Source organism: Vibrio sp. AK197, from assembly GCF_053903115.1.
This window is the reverse complement of the sequence record NZ_CP096430.1, coordinates 3,016,556-3,035,278: the sequence shown is the minus strand read 5'-3', so window position 1 is coordinate 3,035,278 and position 18,723 is coordinate 3,016,556. Positions and strand designations below refer to the sequence as shown.

General features: G+C 47.8%; 17 protein-coding genes. 5 read left to right on the top strand and 12 right to left on the bottom strand.

What is annotated here, in order from left to right; translation table 11 throughout:
- Window positions 1-38 precede the first annotated feature (38 nt).
- A complete protein-coding gene (locus tag M1D72_RS21205) occupies window positions 39-2,357 on the top strand; it encodes a Tex family protein (RefSeq protein ID WP_456296438.1) in 2,319 nt (772 codons plus the stop codon).
- Window positions 2,358-2,501: 144 nt separating this feature from the next.
- On the opposite strand, the gene M1D72_RS21200 is transcribed toward M1D72_RS21205, so the two are convergent.
- The gene (locus M1D72_RS21200; RefSeq protein WP_390194463.1) at window positions 2,502-2,972 is read right to left on the bottom strand and encodes an ATP-dependent Lon protease; all 471 of its coding nucleotides are present in this window, start codon (window positions 2,970-2,972) and stop codon (window positions 2,502-2,504) included.
- 163 nt (window positions 2,973-3,135) lie between these two features.
- Entirely contained in the window at window positions 3,136-3,930 is a 795-nt protein-coding gene (gene bioH / locus M1D72_RS21195; RefSeq protein ID WP_456297444.1) for a pimeloyl-ACP methyl ester esterase BioH, read from the bottom strand.
- A gap of 59 nt (window positions 3,931-3,989) precedes the next feature.
- Between bioH and M1D72_RS21190 the strand changes: the two genes are divergently transcribed.
- The 4 genes from M1D72_RS21190 to cysQ all read left to right on the top strand — a co-directional run bounded on the left by M1D72_RS21190 (window position 3,990) and on the right by cysQ (window position 6,943).
- Window positions 3,990-4,706: a phosphoribosyltransferase family protein gene (locus M1D72_RS21190; RefSeq protein ID WP_456296437.1), complete on the top strand. Its 717-nt coding sequence runs from the start codon at window positions 3,990-3,992 to the stop codon at window positions 4,704-4,706.
- Window positions 4,707-4,803: 97 nt separating this feature from the next.
- The gene (nfuA, locus tag M1D72_RS21185) at window positions 4,804-5,391 is read left to right on the top strand and encodes a Fe-S biogenesis protein NfuA (protein WP_390194465.1); all 588 of its coding nucleotides are present in this window, start codon (window positions 4,804-4,806) and stop codon (window positions 5,389-5,391) included.
- A gap of 155 nt (window positions 5,392-5,546) precedes the next feature.
- Window positions 5,547-6,095 carry an ADP compounds hydrolase NudE gene (nudE, locus tag M1D72_RS21180; RefSeq protein ID WP_390194466.1) on the top strand — a complete coding sequence of 183 codons (549 nt, stop codon included), beginning with the start codon at window positions 5,547-5,549 and terminating at the stop codon, window positions 6,093-6,095.
- 20 nt (window positions 6,096-6,115) lie between these two features.
- Window positions 6,116-6,943: a 3'(2'),5'-bisphosphate nucleotidase CysQ gene (gene cysQ, locus M1D72_RS21175; RefSeq protein WP_390194467.1), complete on the top strand. Its 828-nt coding sequence runs from the start codon at window positions 6,116-6,118 to the stop codon at window positions 6,941-6,943.
- Between the two features lie 64 nt (window positions 6,944-7,007).
- On the opposite strand, the gene M1D72_RS21170 is transcribed toward cysQ, so the two are convergent.
- From M1D72_RS21170 to M1D72_RS21125, 10 genes are all read right to left on the bottom strand, one after another.
- On the bottom strand, window positions 7,008-8,414 hold the full coding sequence (locus tag M1D72_RS21170) for a uracil-xanthine permease family protein (RefSeq protein WP_456296436.1): 1,407 nt from the start codon (window positions 8,412-8,414) through the stop codon (window positions 7,008-7,010).
- Between the two features lie 244 nt (window positions 8,415-8,658).
- Window positions 8,659-10,737 carry an ATP-dependent DNA helicase RecG gene (recG, locus tag M1D72_RS21165; protein WP_456296435.1) on the bottom strand — a complete coding sequence of 693 codons (2,079 nt, stop codon included), beginning with the start codon at window positions 10,735-10,737 and terminating at the stop codon, window positions 8,659-8,661.
- Window positions 10,738-10,877: 140 nt separating this feature from the next.
- Entirely contained in the window at window positions 10,878-11,564 is a 687-nt protein-coding gene (gene trmH / locus M1D72_RS21160; RefSeq protein ID WP_456296434.1) for a tRNA (guanosine(18)-2'-O)-methyltransferase TrmH, read from the bottom strand.
- 82 nt (window positions 11,565-11,646) lie between these two features.
- Complete coding sequence (spoT, locus tag M1D72_RS21155; RefSeq protein WP_390194471.1) at window positions 11,647-13,764, bottom strand: bifunctional GTP diphosphokinase/guanosine-3',5'-bis pyrophosphate 3'-pyrophosphohydrolase; 2,118 nt, start codon at window positions 13,762-13,764, stop codon at window positions 11,647-11,649.
- A gap of 38 nt (window positions 13,765-13,802) precedes the next feature.
- Window positions 13,803-14,075: a DNA-directed RNA polymerase subunit omega gene (rpoZ, locus tag M1D72_RS21150; protein WP_093277863.1), complete on the bottom strand. Its 273-nt coding sequence runs from the start codon at window positions 14,073-14,075 to the stop codon at window positions 13,803-13,805.
- 101 nt (window positions 14,076-14,176) lie between these two features.
- Window positions 14,177-14,797, bottom strand: coding sequence for a guanylate kinase (gene gmk, locus M1D72_RS21145; protein WP_390194472.1), 621 nt, complete (start codon window positions 14,795-14,797; stop codon window positions 14,177-14,179).
- 245 nt (window positions 14,798-15,042) lie between these two features.
- Window positions 15,043-16,419 (bottom strand): GtrA family protein, encoded by a 1,377-nt coding sequence (locus M1D72_RS21140; RefSeq protein WP_456296433.1) that lies wholly within the window; start codon window positions 16,417-16,419, stop codon window positions 15,043-15,045.
- Window positions 16,416-16,829: a GtrA family protein gene (locus M1D72_RS21135; protein WP_390194474.1), complete on the bottom strand. Its 414-nt coding sequence runs from the start codon at window positions 16,827-16,829 to the stop codon at window positions 16,416-16,418. The genes M1D72_RS21140 and M1D72_RS21135 overlap by 4 nt, the downstream gene beginning before the upstream one ends.
- Window positions 16,804-17,766 carry a glycosyltransferase family 2 protein gene (locus M1D72_RS21130; RefSeq protein WP_390194475.1) on the bottom strand — a complete coding sequence of 321 codons (963 nt, stop codon included), beginning with the start codon at window positions 17,764-17,766 and terminating at the stop codon, window positions 16,804-16,806. Before M1D72_RS21130 ends, M1D72_RS21135 begins: the two co-directional genes overlap by 26 nt.
- A gap of 342 nt (window positions 17,767-18,108) precedes the next feature.
- A complete protein-coding gene (locus tag M1D72_RS21125) occupies window positions 18,109-18,717 on the bottom strand; it encodes a bifunctional 4-hydroxy-2-oxoglutarate aldolase/2-dehydro-3-deoxy-phosphogluconate aldolase (RefSeq protein ID WP_456296432.1) in 609 nt (202 codons plus the stop codon).
- Between the last annotated feature and the right edge of the window lie 6 nt (window positions 18,718-18,723).

The window sequence follows — 18,723 nt, the reverse complement described above, 5'->3', positions numbered from 1 at the left end:
TAGACTGACATAGTTAGAACAACCAAGAGATTCCACGGATGAGCCAAGCTATCTGTAAACTGATTGCTGACGAACTGAACGTTCGCCCTGAGCAAGTCAACGCGGCAGTGACCTTAATTGATGACGGTAACACCGTGCCATTTATTGCCCGTTACCGTAAAGAAGTGACTGGCGGGTTGGATGATACCCAACTACGTACCCTTGATAGCCGTTTATCCTATCTACGAGAACTTGACGAGCGTCGTCAAACGATTCTCAAATCGATTCAAGAACAAGGCAAATTAACGCCGGATCTCGAGCAAGAAATCCGTCAAGCGGACAGCAAAACGCGTCTTGAAGACCTTTATCTGCCTTATAAACCTAAACGTCGCACCAAAGGTCAAATTGCGATTGAAGCAGGGCTTGAGCCGCTGGCGGAAACGTTATGGAATGAGCCTCAGCATGAGCCAGAGGCTTTCGCTCAGTCGTTTATCGACGCTGATAAAGGTGTCGCGGATACCAAAGCGGCCCTTGATGGTGCGCGAGCGATACTCATGGAGCGCATCGCAGAAGATGCGAATTTGCTAGAAAAAGTTCGTCACTACCTCAACCGTAATGCGGAATTGGTCTCTCGCGTGATTGATGGCAAGCAGCAAGAGGGCGAGAAGTTTAAAGATTACTTTGAGCATAATGAATTGCTCAGCCGTGTCCCATCGCATCGTGCGCTCGCCATGTTACGCGCACGCAATGAAGGTTTCTTGAGTTTGGCTATCAATGCCGACCCCGATCAGGACGAGGGGGTACGTCAATCGTATTGTGAAACGTTGATTGCTCAGCATTATGGCATTGATCTCAGTGATGCGCCCGCTGATGGATGGCGCAAGCAAGTGATCAGCTGGGCATGGCGCATCAAGGTTTCCATGCACATGGAAACCGAGTTAATGGGGGCGTTGAAAGAGCGTTCGGAAATTGAAGCCATTGAGGTCTTCGCGACCAACTTAAAAGACTTATTGATGGCCGCGCCCGCAGGGCCTCGCGCCACGCTTGGTCTTGACCCGGGGCTACGTACTGGGTCTAAAATTGCTGTTGTGGATTCAACCGGTAAAGTGTTGGCGACCGATACTATCTATCCGCACCCACCACAGAAACAGTACGACAAAGCGATGCATGTGGTCGAGAGCTTGGTGCGTAAATACAATGTCGATTTAATTGCGATCGGTAATGGTACGGCTTCACGTGAAACCGACGCCTTTGCAGCGGACTTAATCAAACGCGGCAATTTAAAAGTACAAAAAATCATGGTCAGTGAAGCCGGTGCCTCGGTGTATTCTGCTTCTGAACTGGCAGCCAAAGAGTTTCCAAATATGGATGTCTCGCTGCGCGGCGCGGTTTCTATTGCTCGTCGCTTACAAGATCCTCTGGCTGAATTGGTCAAGATTGACCCGAAATCGATTGGTGTTGGTCAGTATCAACATGATGTGAGCCAGGCGATGCTAGCGAAACGTTTGGACGCAGTGGTTGAGGATTGTGTAAACGCAGTGGGGGTGGATGTGAATACCGCCTCGCCTGCGCTATTGACTCGTGTTGCGGGTTTATCGAGTACGCTGGCTCAGAATATTGTTGATTACCGGAATGATAATGGCCGTTTTGAATCGCGAAGCACACTCAAGAAAGTGGCCCGTTTGGGGCCGAAAGCCTTTGAGCAGTGTGCCGGATTCTTGCGTATTATGGGTGGAAAAAATCCACTCGACGCCTCCGCTGTTCACCCTGAAGCTTATCCCGTAGTTAAAACGATTGCCGAAAAGAATCATAAACCGGTGGCGGGTTTGATTGGCGATAGTGAGTTTCTACGTGGTTTAAAAGCGGTGGATTACACCAATGATACCTTTGGGGTGCCAACCGTTAGCGATATTATCAAAGAGCTGGACAAACCGGGGCGTGACCCGCGTCCTGAGTTTAAAACCGCGACCTTTGCCGATGGTGTCAATGAAATTTCAGACCTTGAGCCGGGAATGGTGCTTGAAGGCGTCGTATCCAACGTGGCTAATTTTGGCGCATTTGTGGATATTGGTGTCCACCAAGATGGCTTAGTGCATATTTCAGCGCTGACTGATCGCTATGTTTCTGATCCACGAGAAGTGGTCAAAGCGGGTGACATTGTGAAAGTCAAAGTCATGGAAGTTGACGCTGGGCGTAAACGCATTGGCTTGTCGATGCGTCTTAATGATCAGCCAGGGCAAGATAATCGCAGTCAGCCTCGTGCTCAGGCTCCAAAAGGACAGACGCGCAAACCGCAGCGCAGCCGAGACAACAATTCGGATGGTGGCGGTTTAGGTGGCGCATTTGCCGAGGCTTTTGCAAACGCTAAACGCCGTTAACCTTGTTGCTTTCGTCTTGAAATGAAAAGCCAGCGTGATGCTGGCTTTTTTTGTTCGGCTACGCTCACAATTAGCTCAAAAAAATACCCACTTTGCTTGCGCGCCGTGGGCATTTAAAAACGGTACTCTCTTTTAGTGAAAAGACTACAGTACCGCGATTACCTCCGAGGGAGTGTTGGGGACGATGGCATGGCCGTAATGGTATTTTATCACGGTACGCCGCCGCTCCATTTTCCCTTCGGTTATCGCTGCATCAATGATGTGCTTTGGCAAACGAAAGCGCATGGCATAACCTTTTCCTTGCTCCTCGCTATAGTTATCGAGTGACAATAATCGGAATAGGCGCTCTAAAGTATCACGTGGATCTTCAGAGTAGCGCTCTCGGACAGTTGGCTCATATTCTGAGTCATAACTTGGATGTTCCGAAGGATCCCAAGAAGACTGCTTGCGCCGCTTGTCATCAGCTTTTACGCCACGTTCTGCATTGGATTTCGACATTGCAAAAGTGGGAGCAATTGGCTCACGAACTTTATTGTCTCGAGAGACCTGCTCGGTCTGCACATTCACTGATGGGGCGATAAGTGGCACACTAATGTTCGTTGGTGACACGATCATAGTCGAGACCTCCCGAGCATCGCCCTTCCCAACCCAAGTGCTCTTGTTGTTGGTTAGTCTGTTATCGACCTAATTGGTCAAAAATTTAGCGTTTTGGCGACTTTTTTTACGTTTGGCGACTCGTTTCCTAAATAATGTGATTCTTGACGTAAGTAAGTACTTATCATTGTCCAGAAAAGGCGACAACTTTCTGGCAGAAGGCTTCCGTCTCTGTAATGAAGGGTGCGTGTGAAGAGCTTTGGAATATATGACTTTCGCTCTTTGGCAGCCAAGTGTCCATATCGCTAGCGACTTTGACTGGCACCAACCCGTCTAATCGTCCGTAAAGTCGTAAGACGGGGGCTTGAATCGATACTAATTGCTGGCGTAAATCGACCTCCGCTAACATGGTTAACCCGCTCAGTAATGTTTGAGGATTGGGTTCTGGGCGGGATAAGACCGCTTGTTTTATCTGTTTAACGTCTTGGCGTGCAGAAGGGCTGCCCATGGCTTGCAGTGCCATAAAGCGTTCTATGGTTAAGCGGAAATCTTCCATTAACTGCTGAGTGAAGTTAGTGAGCACTTGCGGTTGAATGCCACGCCACGGTTTTTCCGCCGCAAACTTAGGTGAACTGGCGACAGTGATCAGTTTTACTACTCGTTGAGGTTGATGAATCGCGATATGACTGGCGACTAAACCGCCCAGTGACCAACCGAGCCAAATTGCGTGCGGTGGTGCCTGTTCAAGTACCTGAGACGCCATCTCCTCTAGGGACGATGCATGGCGTAAAGCACTGTGACCAAAACCTGGCAAGTCAACGACATGCACAGTAAAGTGCTGGCTGAGAATGTCGATGGTGGGTTGCCATACCGCACCATTCATGCCCCACCCGTGGATAAGAACCAGATCGGGGCCTTGCCCTTGCGTATGCCAATATAAACTTGCTGCGTCGCTCGCGAAAGTATGCACTTTTTTCAGTCCTTTCTGGATGTTGGCGCATGCACAGTAAAGCGATGAGCCGGAATCTATTTTCATCTATGTTAACCAATTGGCAGCGAAAAGCCATGTTGGGCACGCTGGCGAGCAGCATTCCTCGTTGGTGTGAAATCTGCCGTTTGGCGATTGATCCTACGGACAATCACCAACCGATTTGCCAGTATTGTCAGCGCTACTTTTTGATACAGCCGCGTTGCGCTCGCTGCGGGCTACCAACGCTAAAATCGGTTGCAATGTGTGGGCAGTGTTTACGCCATCCACCGCCATGGCAACGCGTTGTGTGTGTTGGAGATTATCAGCCGCCACTCGCCGCTTTTGTTCAACAACTGAAATATCAGCGGCAGTTTTGGCTTGCGCCATGGCTCGCGCAGTTGTTGGCAGTACGGGTTGATCATCCGCCACCAATCATCACTTGTGTGCCTTTGCATTGGCGTCGGCATTGGTGGCGGGGGTTCAATCAAAGTGAACTGCTTGCTATGCATTTGGCTCAGCAACTGGATTGCCAGTTTGAGCCCCACCTTTTTCGGCGTCAGAAACATACCTTACCGCAACAAGGCATGAATAAAGCGCAGCGCAAACGTAACTTATGCCAAGCTTTTACTATTGATAAACCGCCAAGTTATCCCCATGTTGCCATTGTTGATGACGTAATGACCACTGGAAGCACGGTGTATCATTTGTCGCAATTACTGCTTGCGAGCGGTGTCAAAAGCATCGATATTTACTGTTTATGTCGTACTCCGGAGCCCAAAGATTAAGATTGGCATCAGTGATTTGGAGAAAAGGGCTAGACCTCAAATTTCACAGGAGTAGAATGGTCAGTAAATAGCCTACAAATTTACTCAGGTATTCGTCGTGTCAAATACAATCATTATTACTGAATCCGCCCAGTCCCACTTTGCTAAGCTGCTGGCTCAGCAACCAGAAGGCACTAACATTCGTGTGTTTGTGGTTAATCCTGGAACACAAAATGCGGAATGTGGCGTTTCTTACTGCCCACCTGAAGCGGTCGAAGGTACCGATACTGAATTGGCGTTTAGTGATTTTTCTGCTTACGTGGATGAACTCAGCTTGCCATTCCTTGAAGACGCTGAAATTGACTTTGTGACCGATAAAATGGGATCACAACTGACACTAAAAGCGCCCAACGCCAAAATGCGTAAAGTGTCTGATGACGCACCTCTGATTGAGCGTGTGGAATACGCGATTCAAACCCAAGTGAACCCACAGCTTGCCGGTCACGGTGGTCATGTGAGTTTGGTTGAAATCACCGATGATGGCGTTGCCATTGTGTCATTTGGTGGCGGTTGCAACGGCTGTTCAATGGTCGATGTGACGTTGAAAGAAGGTATTGAAAAAGAACTTCTTCAACAGTTTGAAGGAGAACTCACTGCCGTTCGTGATGCGACAGAGCATGATCGTGGTGAACACTCTTACTACTAAGTAAGTTGCACATGAAATTCAAAGGGTTGGCATTGCCAACCCTTTTATTTTTTAGCGTAAGGTCAGCAAAGCGGCAATTTCTCTGCTTTGACCTTTTCAAGCCATAGTTTTTTCTCATATATTAACAACACTTGTTAAATCGAAGGAGCGGGCACGTGAGTAAACGGACTCTGCCACAAATACTCGCCAAGCAAACAGTGGCTCAATCTCGTCTTTTTGCTGTTGAATCACTGGATTTACGTTTTAGTAATGGCGTGGAAAGAACTTATGAACGAATGCGTCCAAGTGGTCGCAATGCTGTCATGATGGTGCCTGTGACTGAACAAGGGGATCTGCTGCTGGTTCGCGAATACGGTGCGGGCACTGAACGTTATGAATTAGGCTTTCCCAAAGGGCTGATTGATTTAGGCGAAACCGCAGAACAAGCGGCAGTCCGTGAACTCAAAGAAGAAATTGGTATGGGCGCCAATCAGCTGACGCCGTTGAAAGAAGTAGTTCTCGCACCGTCCTATTTTTCCAGCAAAATGACGTTATTTGTTGCTCAAGATCTATACTCAGAAAAGTTAGAAGGGGATGAGCCCGAACCGTTAGAAATTGTGCGCTGGCCATTAGCGCAAGCGGAAGAGTTACTGACTCACCTCGATTTTTGTGAAGCACGCTGCATCACTGCGTTGATGTTAGCGTTGCGTATTTTGACCCCGTAATCGCGCTAAGGATGTTGTTGATGCCGACGACCAAAGATCTCTCCCATCTGCTACCGAATGTGATTGAAATTGCACGTTCGGCCGGGCAAGTAATTCTCGATATTTATCAAAAGAAGCAGTATCAAGAGTTCATCAAGAGCGATGATACACCGGTCACTAGCGCGGATATCGCAGCGCATAAATTGATTACTGAAAAGCTTTCTGAGTTAACGCCGGATATTCCGGTGTTATCTGAAGAAGCCGCGGACATTAGCTTAGCTCAGCGAGCTCAATGGGCGCGTTACTGGTTAGTTGACCCTCTGGATGGCACACAAGAGTTCATTGCACGCAGTGGTGACTTTGCCACAATTATTGCCTTAATCGAGAACAACCGTCCTGTGATGGGCGTTGTTTATGGACCCATTTCTGGTGTCACCTATTATGCCTATCACGGCAAAGGGGCATGGAAAATTCCTGATATGGACGAAAGTGTCGCGATTGAGACCCATAAACATGCGGGTTCGGGATTTCCTATTGCGATGGCAATCAGTCGTCGTCAAGATATCAACCGTATTACCAGCCGCATGAACAGTGCATGGAATTACGATTTAGTGCCATTGGGCTCGGCGGCTTTAAAAGCATGTTTGGTCGCGGAAGGTGCGGTTGACTGTTATCTGCGTTTGGGCCCCACAGGGGAATGGGATACCGCCGCGACGCAGTGCATTGTTGAAGAAGCGGGTGGCCGCATATTAAGTACCGTGCTGGAGCCGCTCTCTTACAACCAGCGCGATACCTTAGAGAATCCAAACTTTATTGTGCTGGGCGATGAGTCCCTACCTTGGCAGGATATTCTGCAGCGTAAAGATTAATCAAGAGTCAGTGGTATAAAAAAGGTGGCGATAATGCCACCTTTTTTGATGTTATAAACCAAGATTAAGCTTTTGATTGCGTCGATGTGTTGACCTCTTTTTGAGCCTCTTGGCTTGTCTCTGTCTCAGGCAAAATCAGGTTGAGGATGATGGCTGTTAAACCGCCTGCCGCGACACCTGAAGAGAGAATATTTTTAATAAACTCAGGCATAAACTGCAATATTTCTGGCTTTTGAGCGATACCCAGTCCCATTGAAAACGACAGCGCCATAATCAGTATTGCGCGGCGATCAAGCTCTACGCGAGAGATAATACGAATGCCTGCGGCGGCAATGGTGCCAAACATAACGATGGTTGCTCCACCAAGAACGGGTTCAGGAATAAGCTGTACCATCGTCGCGACGCCGGGAAATAGCCCAAGAATGACCAGCATAGCCGAGATAAAATAACCCACATAGCGGCTGGCGACACCGGTTAGCATGATGACGCCGTTGTTTTGGCTGAATGTTGAATTGGGGAAGCTGTTAAATACGGCAGCTAAAGCCGAATTCAAACCATCTGCGAGCACCCCGCCTTTAATGCGTTTCATATATACGGGGCCTTTGACGGGTTCACCTGAGACTTCTGAGGTCGCAGTGATATCACCAATGGCTTCCAATGCCGTAATAAAGAAAATCAGCACGAGTGGAATAAACAGGGACCAATCAAAGCCAAGGCCAAATTGCATTGGAATAGGTAAAGCCATCAATGGACTCGTTGACTCATCGGAACTCGTATCAATCATATCAAGGGCATAGGCCAGTAAGCAGCCGACCAGCATCGCAATGACGATTGACGCCACACGAATATAGGGGCTCTTGGCACGGTTAAGAACTACGATCAATGCCAATACCACGCCTGCTAATGCGAGGTTATCCAACTGTCCAAAACTACCATTGCCCATTGCCGCATAGCCGCCGCCCATAGAAATGAGCCCAACTTGAATCAGAGTTAAGCCAATCAAGGTGACGACGATGCCGGATACTAGAGGCGTGATAACGCGGCGTGCATATTCAAGGACTTGCGACAATAAAATTTCGGCAAAAGAGGCGATGAGGATGGTGCCAAAGATCGCCGCCATCATCGTAGGTACGTCTGCACCTCCAGCTTGCAGTGCCATACCTGCGCCAATGATTGGACCAAGGAAGTTAAAGCTTGTGCCTTGAATCGAGAGCAATCCGGAGCCAATAGGACCGATGGTTCGAATTTGAATAAACGAAGAAATACCAGAAGCAAACAGCGACATGCTGATAATGGTGTTGGTTTGATCGCTTGGAACGCCAAGGGTTTGGCAAATGATTAAAGAAGGTGTAATCACCGCTACAAACATCGCCAGTAAGTGCTGTAAGGCAGCAAAAACGGTTTGAGGCAAAGGTGGACGATCATTTAATTGATAAACGAGCTCCGATTTAGGCGCGGGTGTGGATTTCATAGTTTATTCCTGTGCTAACCAAACTCCGCTGAATGGGGAGTTGGGGGCGAGTGAATACATCATCTGTGATTGCTGTTAATCAGAATTCACTCAAATCGAGATGAGCAGCGAGCTGCCGATTATTTAGGCGGGAATTATAGAGGTTTTACTCAAAAAGGCAAACGTTTGCCTTTTTGAGTAAACAGCAATGCAAGCATTTGGATCATGGTAACCCTAAAGCTCTAATCGCTGTACATTTTCAAGCTTAAGCTTTGGCGTAAACATCACGATTATCGAGCCAGCGGTCAATAATAGCTTGGGCGTTGTCAGGGTAGTGATCATGAATGTGCCTTGCGATCCGCTGAACTTCTGGAATTAAACGCTGATCTCGAATCAGGTCTGCAATCTTAAAATCAGCAAGGCCAGTTTGTTTCGTGCCCAGCAGCTCACCAGGGCCACGAATTTCTAAATCTCGCTGAGCAATCACAAAACCATCGTTACTTTCACGCAGCACACCAAGGCGTTTCTGCGCGGTTTTCGACAACGGAGCATGGTAAAGCAGAACGCAGTGACTGGCGACAGAACCCCGTCCAACTCGTCCTCGTAACTGATGAAGCTGTGCTAAGCCTAAGCGTTCAGGGTTTTCGATGATCATCAGGCTTGAGTTCGGTACATCTACGCCGACTTCAATCACTGTGGTGGCAACCAACAGATGCAGTTTGTTATCTTTGAAATCCTGCATTACAGCTTGTTTCTCTGCGGGCTTCATTCGCCCGTGGACTAAACCAATTTTGACATCTGGTAATTTGGCTTGCAGTTCTTCGGCGGTATCGGCGGCGGCTTGTGCTTCTAATACTTCCGATTCATCAATCAGCGTGCATACCCAATAGGCTTGCTTACCTTCATTGACGCAGGCATGGCGCACACGCTCAACAATATCGTCGCGCTTGGTGTCGGGAATGGCGACGGTCTGAATGGGTGTACGTCCTGGCGGCAACTCATCAATGATTGAGGTCTCGAGATCGGCGTAGGCGGTCATGGCTAATGTGCGCGGAATCGGTGTCGCGGTCATGATTAATTGATGCGGAAAAGCGCCTTGTTTTACGCCTTTCTCACGCAGCTCTAGTCGCTGGTGAACTCCGAAGCGGTGTTGTTCATCAATGATAACCAGCGCAAGGTGAGAAAACGCCACATGTTCTTGGAACAATGCGTGAGTACCGACCACCATTTTTGCTTGCCCAGACGCGATTTTTTCCAGTTCTGCTTGTTTTGCTTTGCCTTTGAGTTTTCCGGCTAACCAAGCCACCTCTATACCCATTTCTGCCAACCAATTGGAAAAATTGATCGCGTGCTGCTCTGCCAGAAGTTCGGTCGGCGCCATTAATGCGACTTGATACCCGTGCTCAATCGCACGCACCGCCGCCAGTGCAGCGACTAAGGTTTTCCCCGAGCCTACATCGCCTTGAACCAAACGCATCATTGGATGTGGTTGAGCCAAGTCGTGTTCGATTTCCTTGACGACTCTTGCTTGAGCATTGGTCGGTGAAAAGGGCAGTTTGGCAAGTAATTTGTCTTTTAACTGATGGGTTTCGGCAAGGGGAAGCGCGTTGTCTTTTTGTCCCTGACTGCGTACCGCGAGCATGGATAAATTTTGGGCGAGAAGTTCTTCGATAATTAATCGCAGTTGCGCCGGATGTTTTCCTTCATCAAATAGCTCGAGGGCGATATCTGGCGAAGGACGGTGAATAATGTGCAGCGCTTCACCGAGTGAGAGTTGATGGTCATATAAGCCGCTAGGTAGTAACTCTTGAACGGCTGATTTATCAAGCAGTTCCAGCGCTTTGTCTGCCAAATTGCGTAGCGTTGCTTGGCGCAGCCCTTCCGTGGTGGGATAAACAGGCGTTAGATGCGCTTCAAGATCAGGCTGCTGTTGCGGCGCATAAAATTTGTAGTCAGGATGAATGATTTCTAATCCAGTGTTCCCTCGTTTTATCTCTCCGTACGCATGCACGGTTTTGCCTTCAGCGAAGTTATTTTTCATCGCTGCGGTAAAGTTGAAAAACCGCAGGGTGACGGTACCATTACCATCGCTGATTTTGACCGTTAACATCTTACGCCGCCCAAATAAGGTATCGACGCTCATCACTTTTCCTTGTACCGCAGCCCAAAGCCCAGCATGAAGTTTGACCATCGGATAGATACGCGTACGGTCTTCGTAACGTAACGGAAGATGAAAAAGCAGATCTTGGACGCTATTGAGCCCCACTTTTGCCAGTTTCTCTGCGACTTTGGCACCAACGCCAGATAAAGAAGTTAGAGGAATGGCGGACAGTAATTGGGACATAGGGCTCTCATCACTCACAATGTAATTATGTTTAGTTAACCATTGAGCTGTGTTTTTGTACAGGGAAAAGTGATAGAGAGCCGAATAAGGTCGCGTAATTTCAATAGCATGAAACAGATATCGCGGCTGAAAGCGTGAATTTAGCCACGTTGCATCTCTTGCCACCATTCCGGTTCTGCGAGGATTTGACCTTGTTCATCAAGTGCTGGATAAGCTAACCCTTTACGTTTGGCGACTTTAGCCAAGACAGGGTGTCCACGTTCAAACAGAATGCGATGGATGGTCTCTGCCGGCAGTTGGCTGATATCACGGTCATACATGCCAGCGGCTTGTCGCTGGCGCTGCGCTTCATACAAAATGATCGCACTCGCCACCGAGACATTCAATGACTGAACCATGCCGACCATTGGAATCACGATATCTTGGTCTGCAAGGTCAAGTGCTGCCTGAGAAACCCCTCGTTTTTCGCTACCAAGAATAATCGCTGTCGGCTTGGTGTAGTCCACTTCGCGAAAGTCGATGGCAGTTGCTGATAAGTTGGTGACGAGAATCTGCATACCTTGAGATTTTAGCTCGGTAACTGCGTCAATAATCGTGTCATGGGTCTCGACTTCAACCCAATTTCGCGCGCCTGCGGAGGTATGGCTAAGGGTGCGCATTTGATCATTAGGCCATACAGCATGGACCTTGTGTAGGCCTGTGGCATCGGCACTGCGAATGACCGCAGAGACATTATTTGGCTTATGGACTTCTTCTAGGCACAGGGTTAAGTCGACTTGGCGCGCTTTGAGCACCTGTTGAATGCGTTGATAACGTTCAGGATTCATAACAACGTTCTAACTAATAAAGGTAAGGAGTGAAAATGAAAATGCCCTTAAGTAAGGGCATTTGCTATTGAGTATAGGATGATCAGTTCTTTCTGCGACGCACCCGCAGCGTTTGTTGCATGGCTTTGAGTTTGCGCATAATACCTGCTAAATGCACGCGATCTTTAGTCGTCAGCAGCACGGTCACAGTGTACAAACGTCCGTCTCGTTCTTCGGTCGAAAGACCGTGAATATTGGAGCCGGTTTGCGAAATCACGTTGGTGAGTTCAGCCAGCGCACCCTGACGGTTTTGCAGATCGACTTTCAGCTCGGTAATAAACTCTTGCTGATAATCATCAGACCATTCCACAGCCATGTACTTATCCGGTTCGCGCTGGTAACCACGCACGTTTGGACAGGTTTCACGGTGAACCACTAGGCCACGACCCGGCGAGACATGGGCAATGATGTGATCATCGGGAATGGGGTGACAACAGTTAGCGAACGTCAGCAAAATACCTTCAGCACCGCGAATTGGCAGTTTCTTGCGTGGTTTGCCTTCGTTTTGCACTTCCGTTAATTCGTCCGCATCTCCAAGTAAACGTCGAGCGATCACAATACTCATCAATTCACCTAAGCCAATCGCCGCCAGCAGTTCATCGACACTTGGAATTTTCAGGTCGTTGAGCACATGGTTGACGTTTTCTTCACTGATGTCTGTCAGTGAGAGATCGCCTAAGGCGTGGTTGAGTAGGCGACGACCAAGAGTCACTGACTCTTCACGGCGCATGGTTTTCAGCACTTGACGAATCTTGGTTCGTGCCCGTGACGTCACGACATAGTTGAGCCACGCTGCATTTGGACGTGCACCCGGCGCACTGATGATCTCAACAGTTTGACCGCTTTTCAGCGCTTTACTGAGTGGATAAGGATTTCGGTCCACGCGCGCACCGACACAGGTGTTACCTACGTCAGTATGTACCGCATAAGCAAAGTCAACCGCGGTTGCGCCCGCAGGAAGTTCGACAATGCGCCCTTTTGGTGTGAAGACGTAAATTTCATCTGGGAACAGATCAGATTTCACGTTTTCAATGAACTCGAACGAGTTACCTGCGCTTTGCTGGAGTTCAAGCAAGCTTTGCATCCAACGTTGGGCTTTGATCTGGGCTGTGGTGCCAGACGTGTCACTTCGATCTTTGTATGACCAGTGCGCTGCAACCCCTTTATCCGCCATTTGGTCCATGTCTTCGGTACGAATCTGTACTTCAACAGGCACCCCATGTGGACCAACCATCGAGGTATGAATCGATTGATATCCGTTGGCCTTTGGCACCGCGATATAATCTTTCATCCGTCCAGGACGAGGTTTATACAGACCGTGAACTTGACCCAGTACGCGATAGCAAGTATCGGCATCTTCAACAATCACCCGGAACGCGTAAATGTCCATAATGGTATGGAAACGCTGTTCCTTGGTTTTCATCTTGTTGTAGATCGAATAGAGGTTTTTCTCACGTCCTAATACGCGAGCTTTGATTCCCACTTCTTCTAAGCGACCTTCTATTTCGCTGTGAATCCGCTGAATCATCTCTTTACGATTGCCGCGAGCCGTTTTTAGTACCTCTTTCAACACGCGATAACGGTTGGGGTACAAGGCTTCAAAGCCTAACTCTTCGAGTTCGACTTTAATATTGTGAATACCAAGACGGTGAGCAAGCGGTGCGTAGATTTCGAGAGTTTCACGAGCAATGCGGCGCTTCTTATCAGGGCGTAGAGCCCCTAAAGTGCGCATATTGTGTGTACGGTCGGCCAGTTTGATCAGAATAACGCGAATGTCTTGCACCATGGCAAGAACCATTTTACGAAAGTTTTCTGCTTGGGCTTCCTTGCGATCTCGAAATTTGAGCTTGTCGAGTTTTGAAACGCCATCCACCAACTCAGCCACCGTCGAACCGAATTTGTGTTCGAGTTCTTCTTTGGTGACATCACAATCTTCAATCACGTCGTGAAGCAGTGCGGCTTGCAGGGTTTCGATATCCAGACGCATTTCGGCCAAAATACGAGACACCGCTACCGGGTGGATAATATACGGTTCACCGCTAGAGCGGGTTTGCCCTTCATGGGCATCTTTCGCTACCACATAAGATTGACGCAGAGCCTCAATTTGAGGCTCTGTTAGGTATTCTTGGGCAACGTCTTTGAGGCTATCAAATAGATACAAACTTCAGGCCCGAACGTAGATGTAGGTCGATGCAGGAATTAACGGCTGTGTGCGATGCTGCTTACGGCAGCAAGCTCAGCGGCTTCCTGTTCCTGTTGTTCTTGACGCTCACGTGCATCAAGTACTTCTTTCGTGATAAGCCCATCTTCGATTTCACGAAGTGCAATCACGGTTGGCTTATCGTTCTCTTCAGGCACTAGAGAATCTTTGCCGCCAGTTTGCATTTGACGTGCGCGGCGAGCCGCAATTAGAACAAGGTCGAAACGGTTGCCAACTTTTTCAACAGCGTCTTGAACAGTTACGCGTGCCATGAGAACTCCAAATAGTTAACTAAAATTTTGAATGACGAGAAATTATACAACCTAATGCGAGTGGATTCTAGCCACGCGCACGATTGCTATTTTTTACATTATTAAGCAAGTAAGGCGTCAAGCATACCTTTATATTTAGCAGCTTGCTTATCTTGCTTCAATCTTTCTGCGCGTAAGATGGCTTTAAAGTCCACCAGTGCGCCATCAAAGTCATCATTGATGATGACATAATCGTATTCGTGGTAATGCGAAATTTCCGATTTGGCTTCTGCCATACGCTTAGCGATGACCGCTTCGCTGTCTTGACCGCGCGCGTTTAAGCGGCGTTCAAGCTCACCATTCGATGGTGGCAGAATAAAGATGCTTTTGGCTTCTGGCATTTGTTCGCGTATTTGACGCGCGCCTTGCCAGTCAATATCGAGAAAAACATCGATACCTTTTTCAAGATTTTTTTCAATCCACGGACGAGAGGTTCCGTAATAGTTACCAAACACTTCAGCGTATTCTAAAAAGGCGTCTTGCTTGATTAAGTCTTCAAACTGCTCTTTTTCAACGAAGTGGTAGTGAATACCATCTTGTTCACCAGGACGCATGCCGCGTGTGGTATGAGAAACTGAAACTTTCATTGCGTAAGTCGGGTTTTTCTCTATCAAAGCTGAAATTAAGCTCGACTTCCCTGCGCCACTCGGTGCAGAGACAATATATAACGTACCTTTGCCCATTATTCGGTTCCAATTTGGGTTGGATAGAATGCCGAACTCACTGCTCAACATTGCTTAAAGATAGCACTGACCTGATGGTTTTCGCAGTGGTCAATGGCGAAATTTAGGTCAGAAAAATGGAGGCGAAGAGTAGCACGATCCTAAGGATCTTCTCAAGAGGTGTGTGATGATTCTCCCCTTTTGGTAATTGTTATCGATTAGGACAAACACGCCGCTTTACTTGCGCAAAGCGGCGTGAGCGGTGCTTATTCGATATCGACGTACAACGTTCGCCCTTTGGCTTCGATGTAGGCCTCACCTGTGACCTTATCTCGTGGCTGGTCAAGGAAGTCGATATTTTGATCTTTCCAGCCAAATTGATAGAGGTACGGTCTTAAATAATGCAGCTCAAGGTTGGTAAGGTTTTTATAAGCATCAGACTTCGTCAATTGATAAAAGTACTCACTGGTTTTGACATTGTCGGCACTGATGACAATTTTGTCGAAACGCTCTGGTTGCTGTAAATAGCCTTGCGTATCACGCTCAACCAGCATCGCTTCGGTGAGAATACGCTTCTCATTATAGCTGTGATTGTAGTGATGCATTTTATACGCAAATGGCACAAACAAACTCAGTAGCAATACGATTCGCCAAGTTCGATTCTCGACCAGTAAAATCATCATCGCTAAGCCAATCGGCAAGGTAATCCCTGAGCGCAAAGGAACTTTGACGCCCATAGCAACCACACTGGCGTAAATCGAGAACACCACCATGAATACGACAAGCGTGTATTTAAAGTGATTTTTCAACGCCCATAAAGTGGTTAACGCCACTGGCACAAATAGCCACGGGCTGAGATCTGCAAGATAGAGTGCATTGCGTTCAAAGTTACCTGCACTTTTAAGGATATTACTGATCAGTGAGTCCATATCGCTGGTGGGCGTTGATTTTCGCCAACTCACAAACTCAATGAAGCTTGGGTGATCGGTAAATAAATAGGTATAGATGTAGACGCTGATATTCGCGACGACATAGCCCAATACATAACCGGCCATCCAGACCACCATAAAGAGTACAAACTCTTTAAAGCTGGAACGGCTGATGTCACGAATGAAGAGCAGCGGCATCAGGAAGTAAAATGCGGGGTAGGTGGCGAACAGCAGAATGCCTGACAGCAGTAAAAATGTGTTGCGCGATAACCTATTGGTGACGCATGAAAATAGCGCTAACAATGCCATCCCCGGCACTAAGGTCATTGGCCATTTAAACAGCATGGTAAAGTACGGCACGTTGACTATTAACAGAGCAAAAGCAACCGCAAGCCAAGGTTCTTTGCGCATACCATTGGCCACTTGGTAACCAAAGACAAACACAAACAAGCTGCATAAACTGACGGCAATAAACTGCGGAACCGCTTGTAGCGCGTGAAATAGTGCAAAGTTAATCCAGCGCCCTTCTGAGACAAATTTGCCGACATAATCGTCCATGTAAGGCATGGCATCATGAGCGACATTCTCAAGCATTGAATAGTAGACGTTGTAAAGCGTGACCAGCGCAAGAATGGCGACTAAAGCCCATTGGGCAATACGTAGCCAGTCTAGCTGGATTTTGTCACTGCGTTGTGACGATAACAGCGTATTCATTGATACACCCCACGAGTAAAAATGGTCCGATAACCGAGATAATTAATCACCATGGAAGCGCCGATAGCAAATACTTGCGCTAAGTAGACGTACATTCCAAGGTGGTCGACAAGCAGATATAAAATGCCAGTACTGCAGGCTAAAGAGGTCAAATTGACCACACAGAATGGGACAAATTGACCAGAGCGTTTCGGTTGTTTAAACACAAAACTGCGATTAAGCACATAGCTCACCATCATGCCAATGAAATAGGCCAAGACTGACGCTAAAATATGTCGATGAGTGATTTGATATAAAGCGATAAAAGCCACATACGCGGTCAGCGTATTGATGACGCCCACCATGGCAAAACGGATTTTTTGCCACAGAGAGGGGCTTATCCAACTACTCGCTTTCTTGGCGGGTTTCACTGTGCTCACCATCCAGTCCTTTCTTAAGAATATACAGTGGTCGGTGTTTGGCTTCGTTGTAAATTCGCGCGACATATTCGCCTAAAATACCAATCGCAATCAGCTGAACGCCGCCCATAAATAGGATTGAGTCTACTAAGGATGTCCAACCCGATACCCACTCATCGGTGGCCAAGCGAACATAAATCGAATAGATGAGTAAAAGGAACGCGACGCCCGATGAGATAAAGCCCATTAAAATCGAAATCTTGAGTGGTTTTACCGAGAACGACAAAATGCCATCAAGCGCAAAGCGAATCATTTTACGCAGTGGGTATTTCGATTCGCCAGCAAAGCGCGCTGAACGTTCATACTCCACATAAGTTTGGTTAAACCCGATCCAGCTCACCATGCCACGAATAAAGCGTGTTTTTTCTGGCATCTCTTTGAGTTGTTCCACCACTTGGCGATCCATGAGACGAAAATCCCCAGTGTCGAGCGGAATAGGAATTTCAGACAGTCGATTGAGGACCTTGTAAAACAGCTTAGCGGAGGCGCGTTTAAACGTAGATTCACCGTCGCGATGCAAACGAGTACCGTAAACGACATCATAGCCGGCTTGCCATTTTTCAATCATCTGCTCGATGACTTGCGGTGGATCTTGTAAATCCGCGTCAATTAATACCACCGCATCGCCACGACTGGCGTCGATACCTGCACTGACGGCTTGCTGATGCCCAAAATTGCGAGAAAAAGAGAGGGTGTGAACATTCGCGTGTTGCTTGCTGTAGCTCAGGAGTTTGGCTTCCGTATCATCTGAGCTGCCGTCGTTAACGAAAATCAATTCGAAGCGGTAATCACTTAATCCATTAGTGACAGACAACAATTCTTCAACAGTAAAGTCAATGACCTCACTTTCGTTGAAGCATGGAATGACAACAGAAATCATTTTCTTCATATAAGACCTAAATACCCTTATCGTCCAGCGAGTTAACGCAATGAGACGCTTGATGTTGAACGGCCAAACTTTCGTCTCTCCCACGTGACTAATGAGGCAGAGAGTGAATAACAATCGTACTGATTTAACGAAGGTCTAACGTCAAGACGCTAGCAGAAAGATGTAAAAGAAATAACAAATTGACGTGAATTCTATCAGTGAGGTGAATAGCTTAAATGGCGTACCCTGTACGGTGTAAACCTGGCAAGTGAGTGTTGATTAGTGTGTTGAAATAACAGAAAAAAGGCAGCACCAATATCGGTACTGCCTGTCTAGGATAGATGAGACAAAGAGAAGGGGGATTTACAGCTGTTGGATCAGTTCGCCAATCGCTGACCAATCGTGCGCATCAAGTAAGGCGGTTGGCACCATCCATGTACCGCCACACGCAATGACACTCGGCAGTGCTAAGTAATCACTAATGTTATTTGGGCTGATGCCACCCGTTGGCATAAAACTTATAGGGTAAACGGCACTCAGTGACTTCAGCATGGCCACGCCACCGGAAGGTTCGGCAGGGAAAAATTTCAGTGTTTTAAGACCCAGTGCCATCGCTTGTTCAACTAAGCTCGGATTGTTAACGCCAGGAACAATCGCAATCCCGCGCTGCTGGCAGTATTTGACGGTAGTTGGGTTTAGGCCTGGGCTGACAATAAAGTCGGCACCGGCTTCGATCGCTTGATCCACCTGTTCCGTTGTCAAGACGGTCCCGGCACCAATCAGCATGTCGGGATAAGCTTGGCGCATAATACGCATCGACTCTGCCGCGGCACCGGTGCGAAATGTTACCTCTGCACATGGCAGGCCATTTTCCATTAATACTTTTGCCAAAGGCAAAGCTTGGTCGACATGATTTAAAGCGATCACCGGCACCACTTTAATGGCTTGAAGTTTTTGTTCGAGCGTTAGCATGTTGTG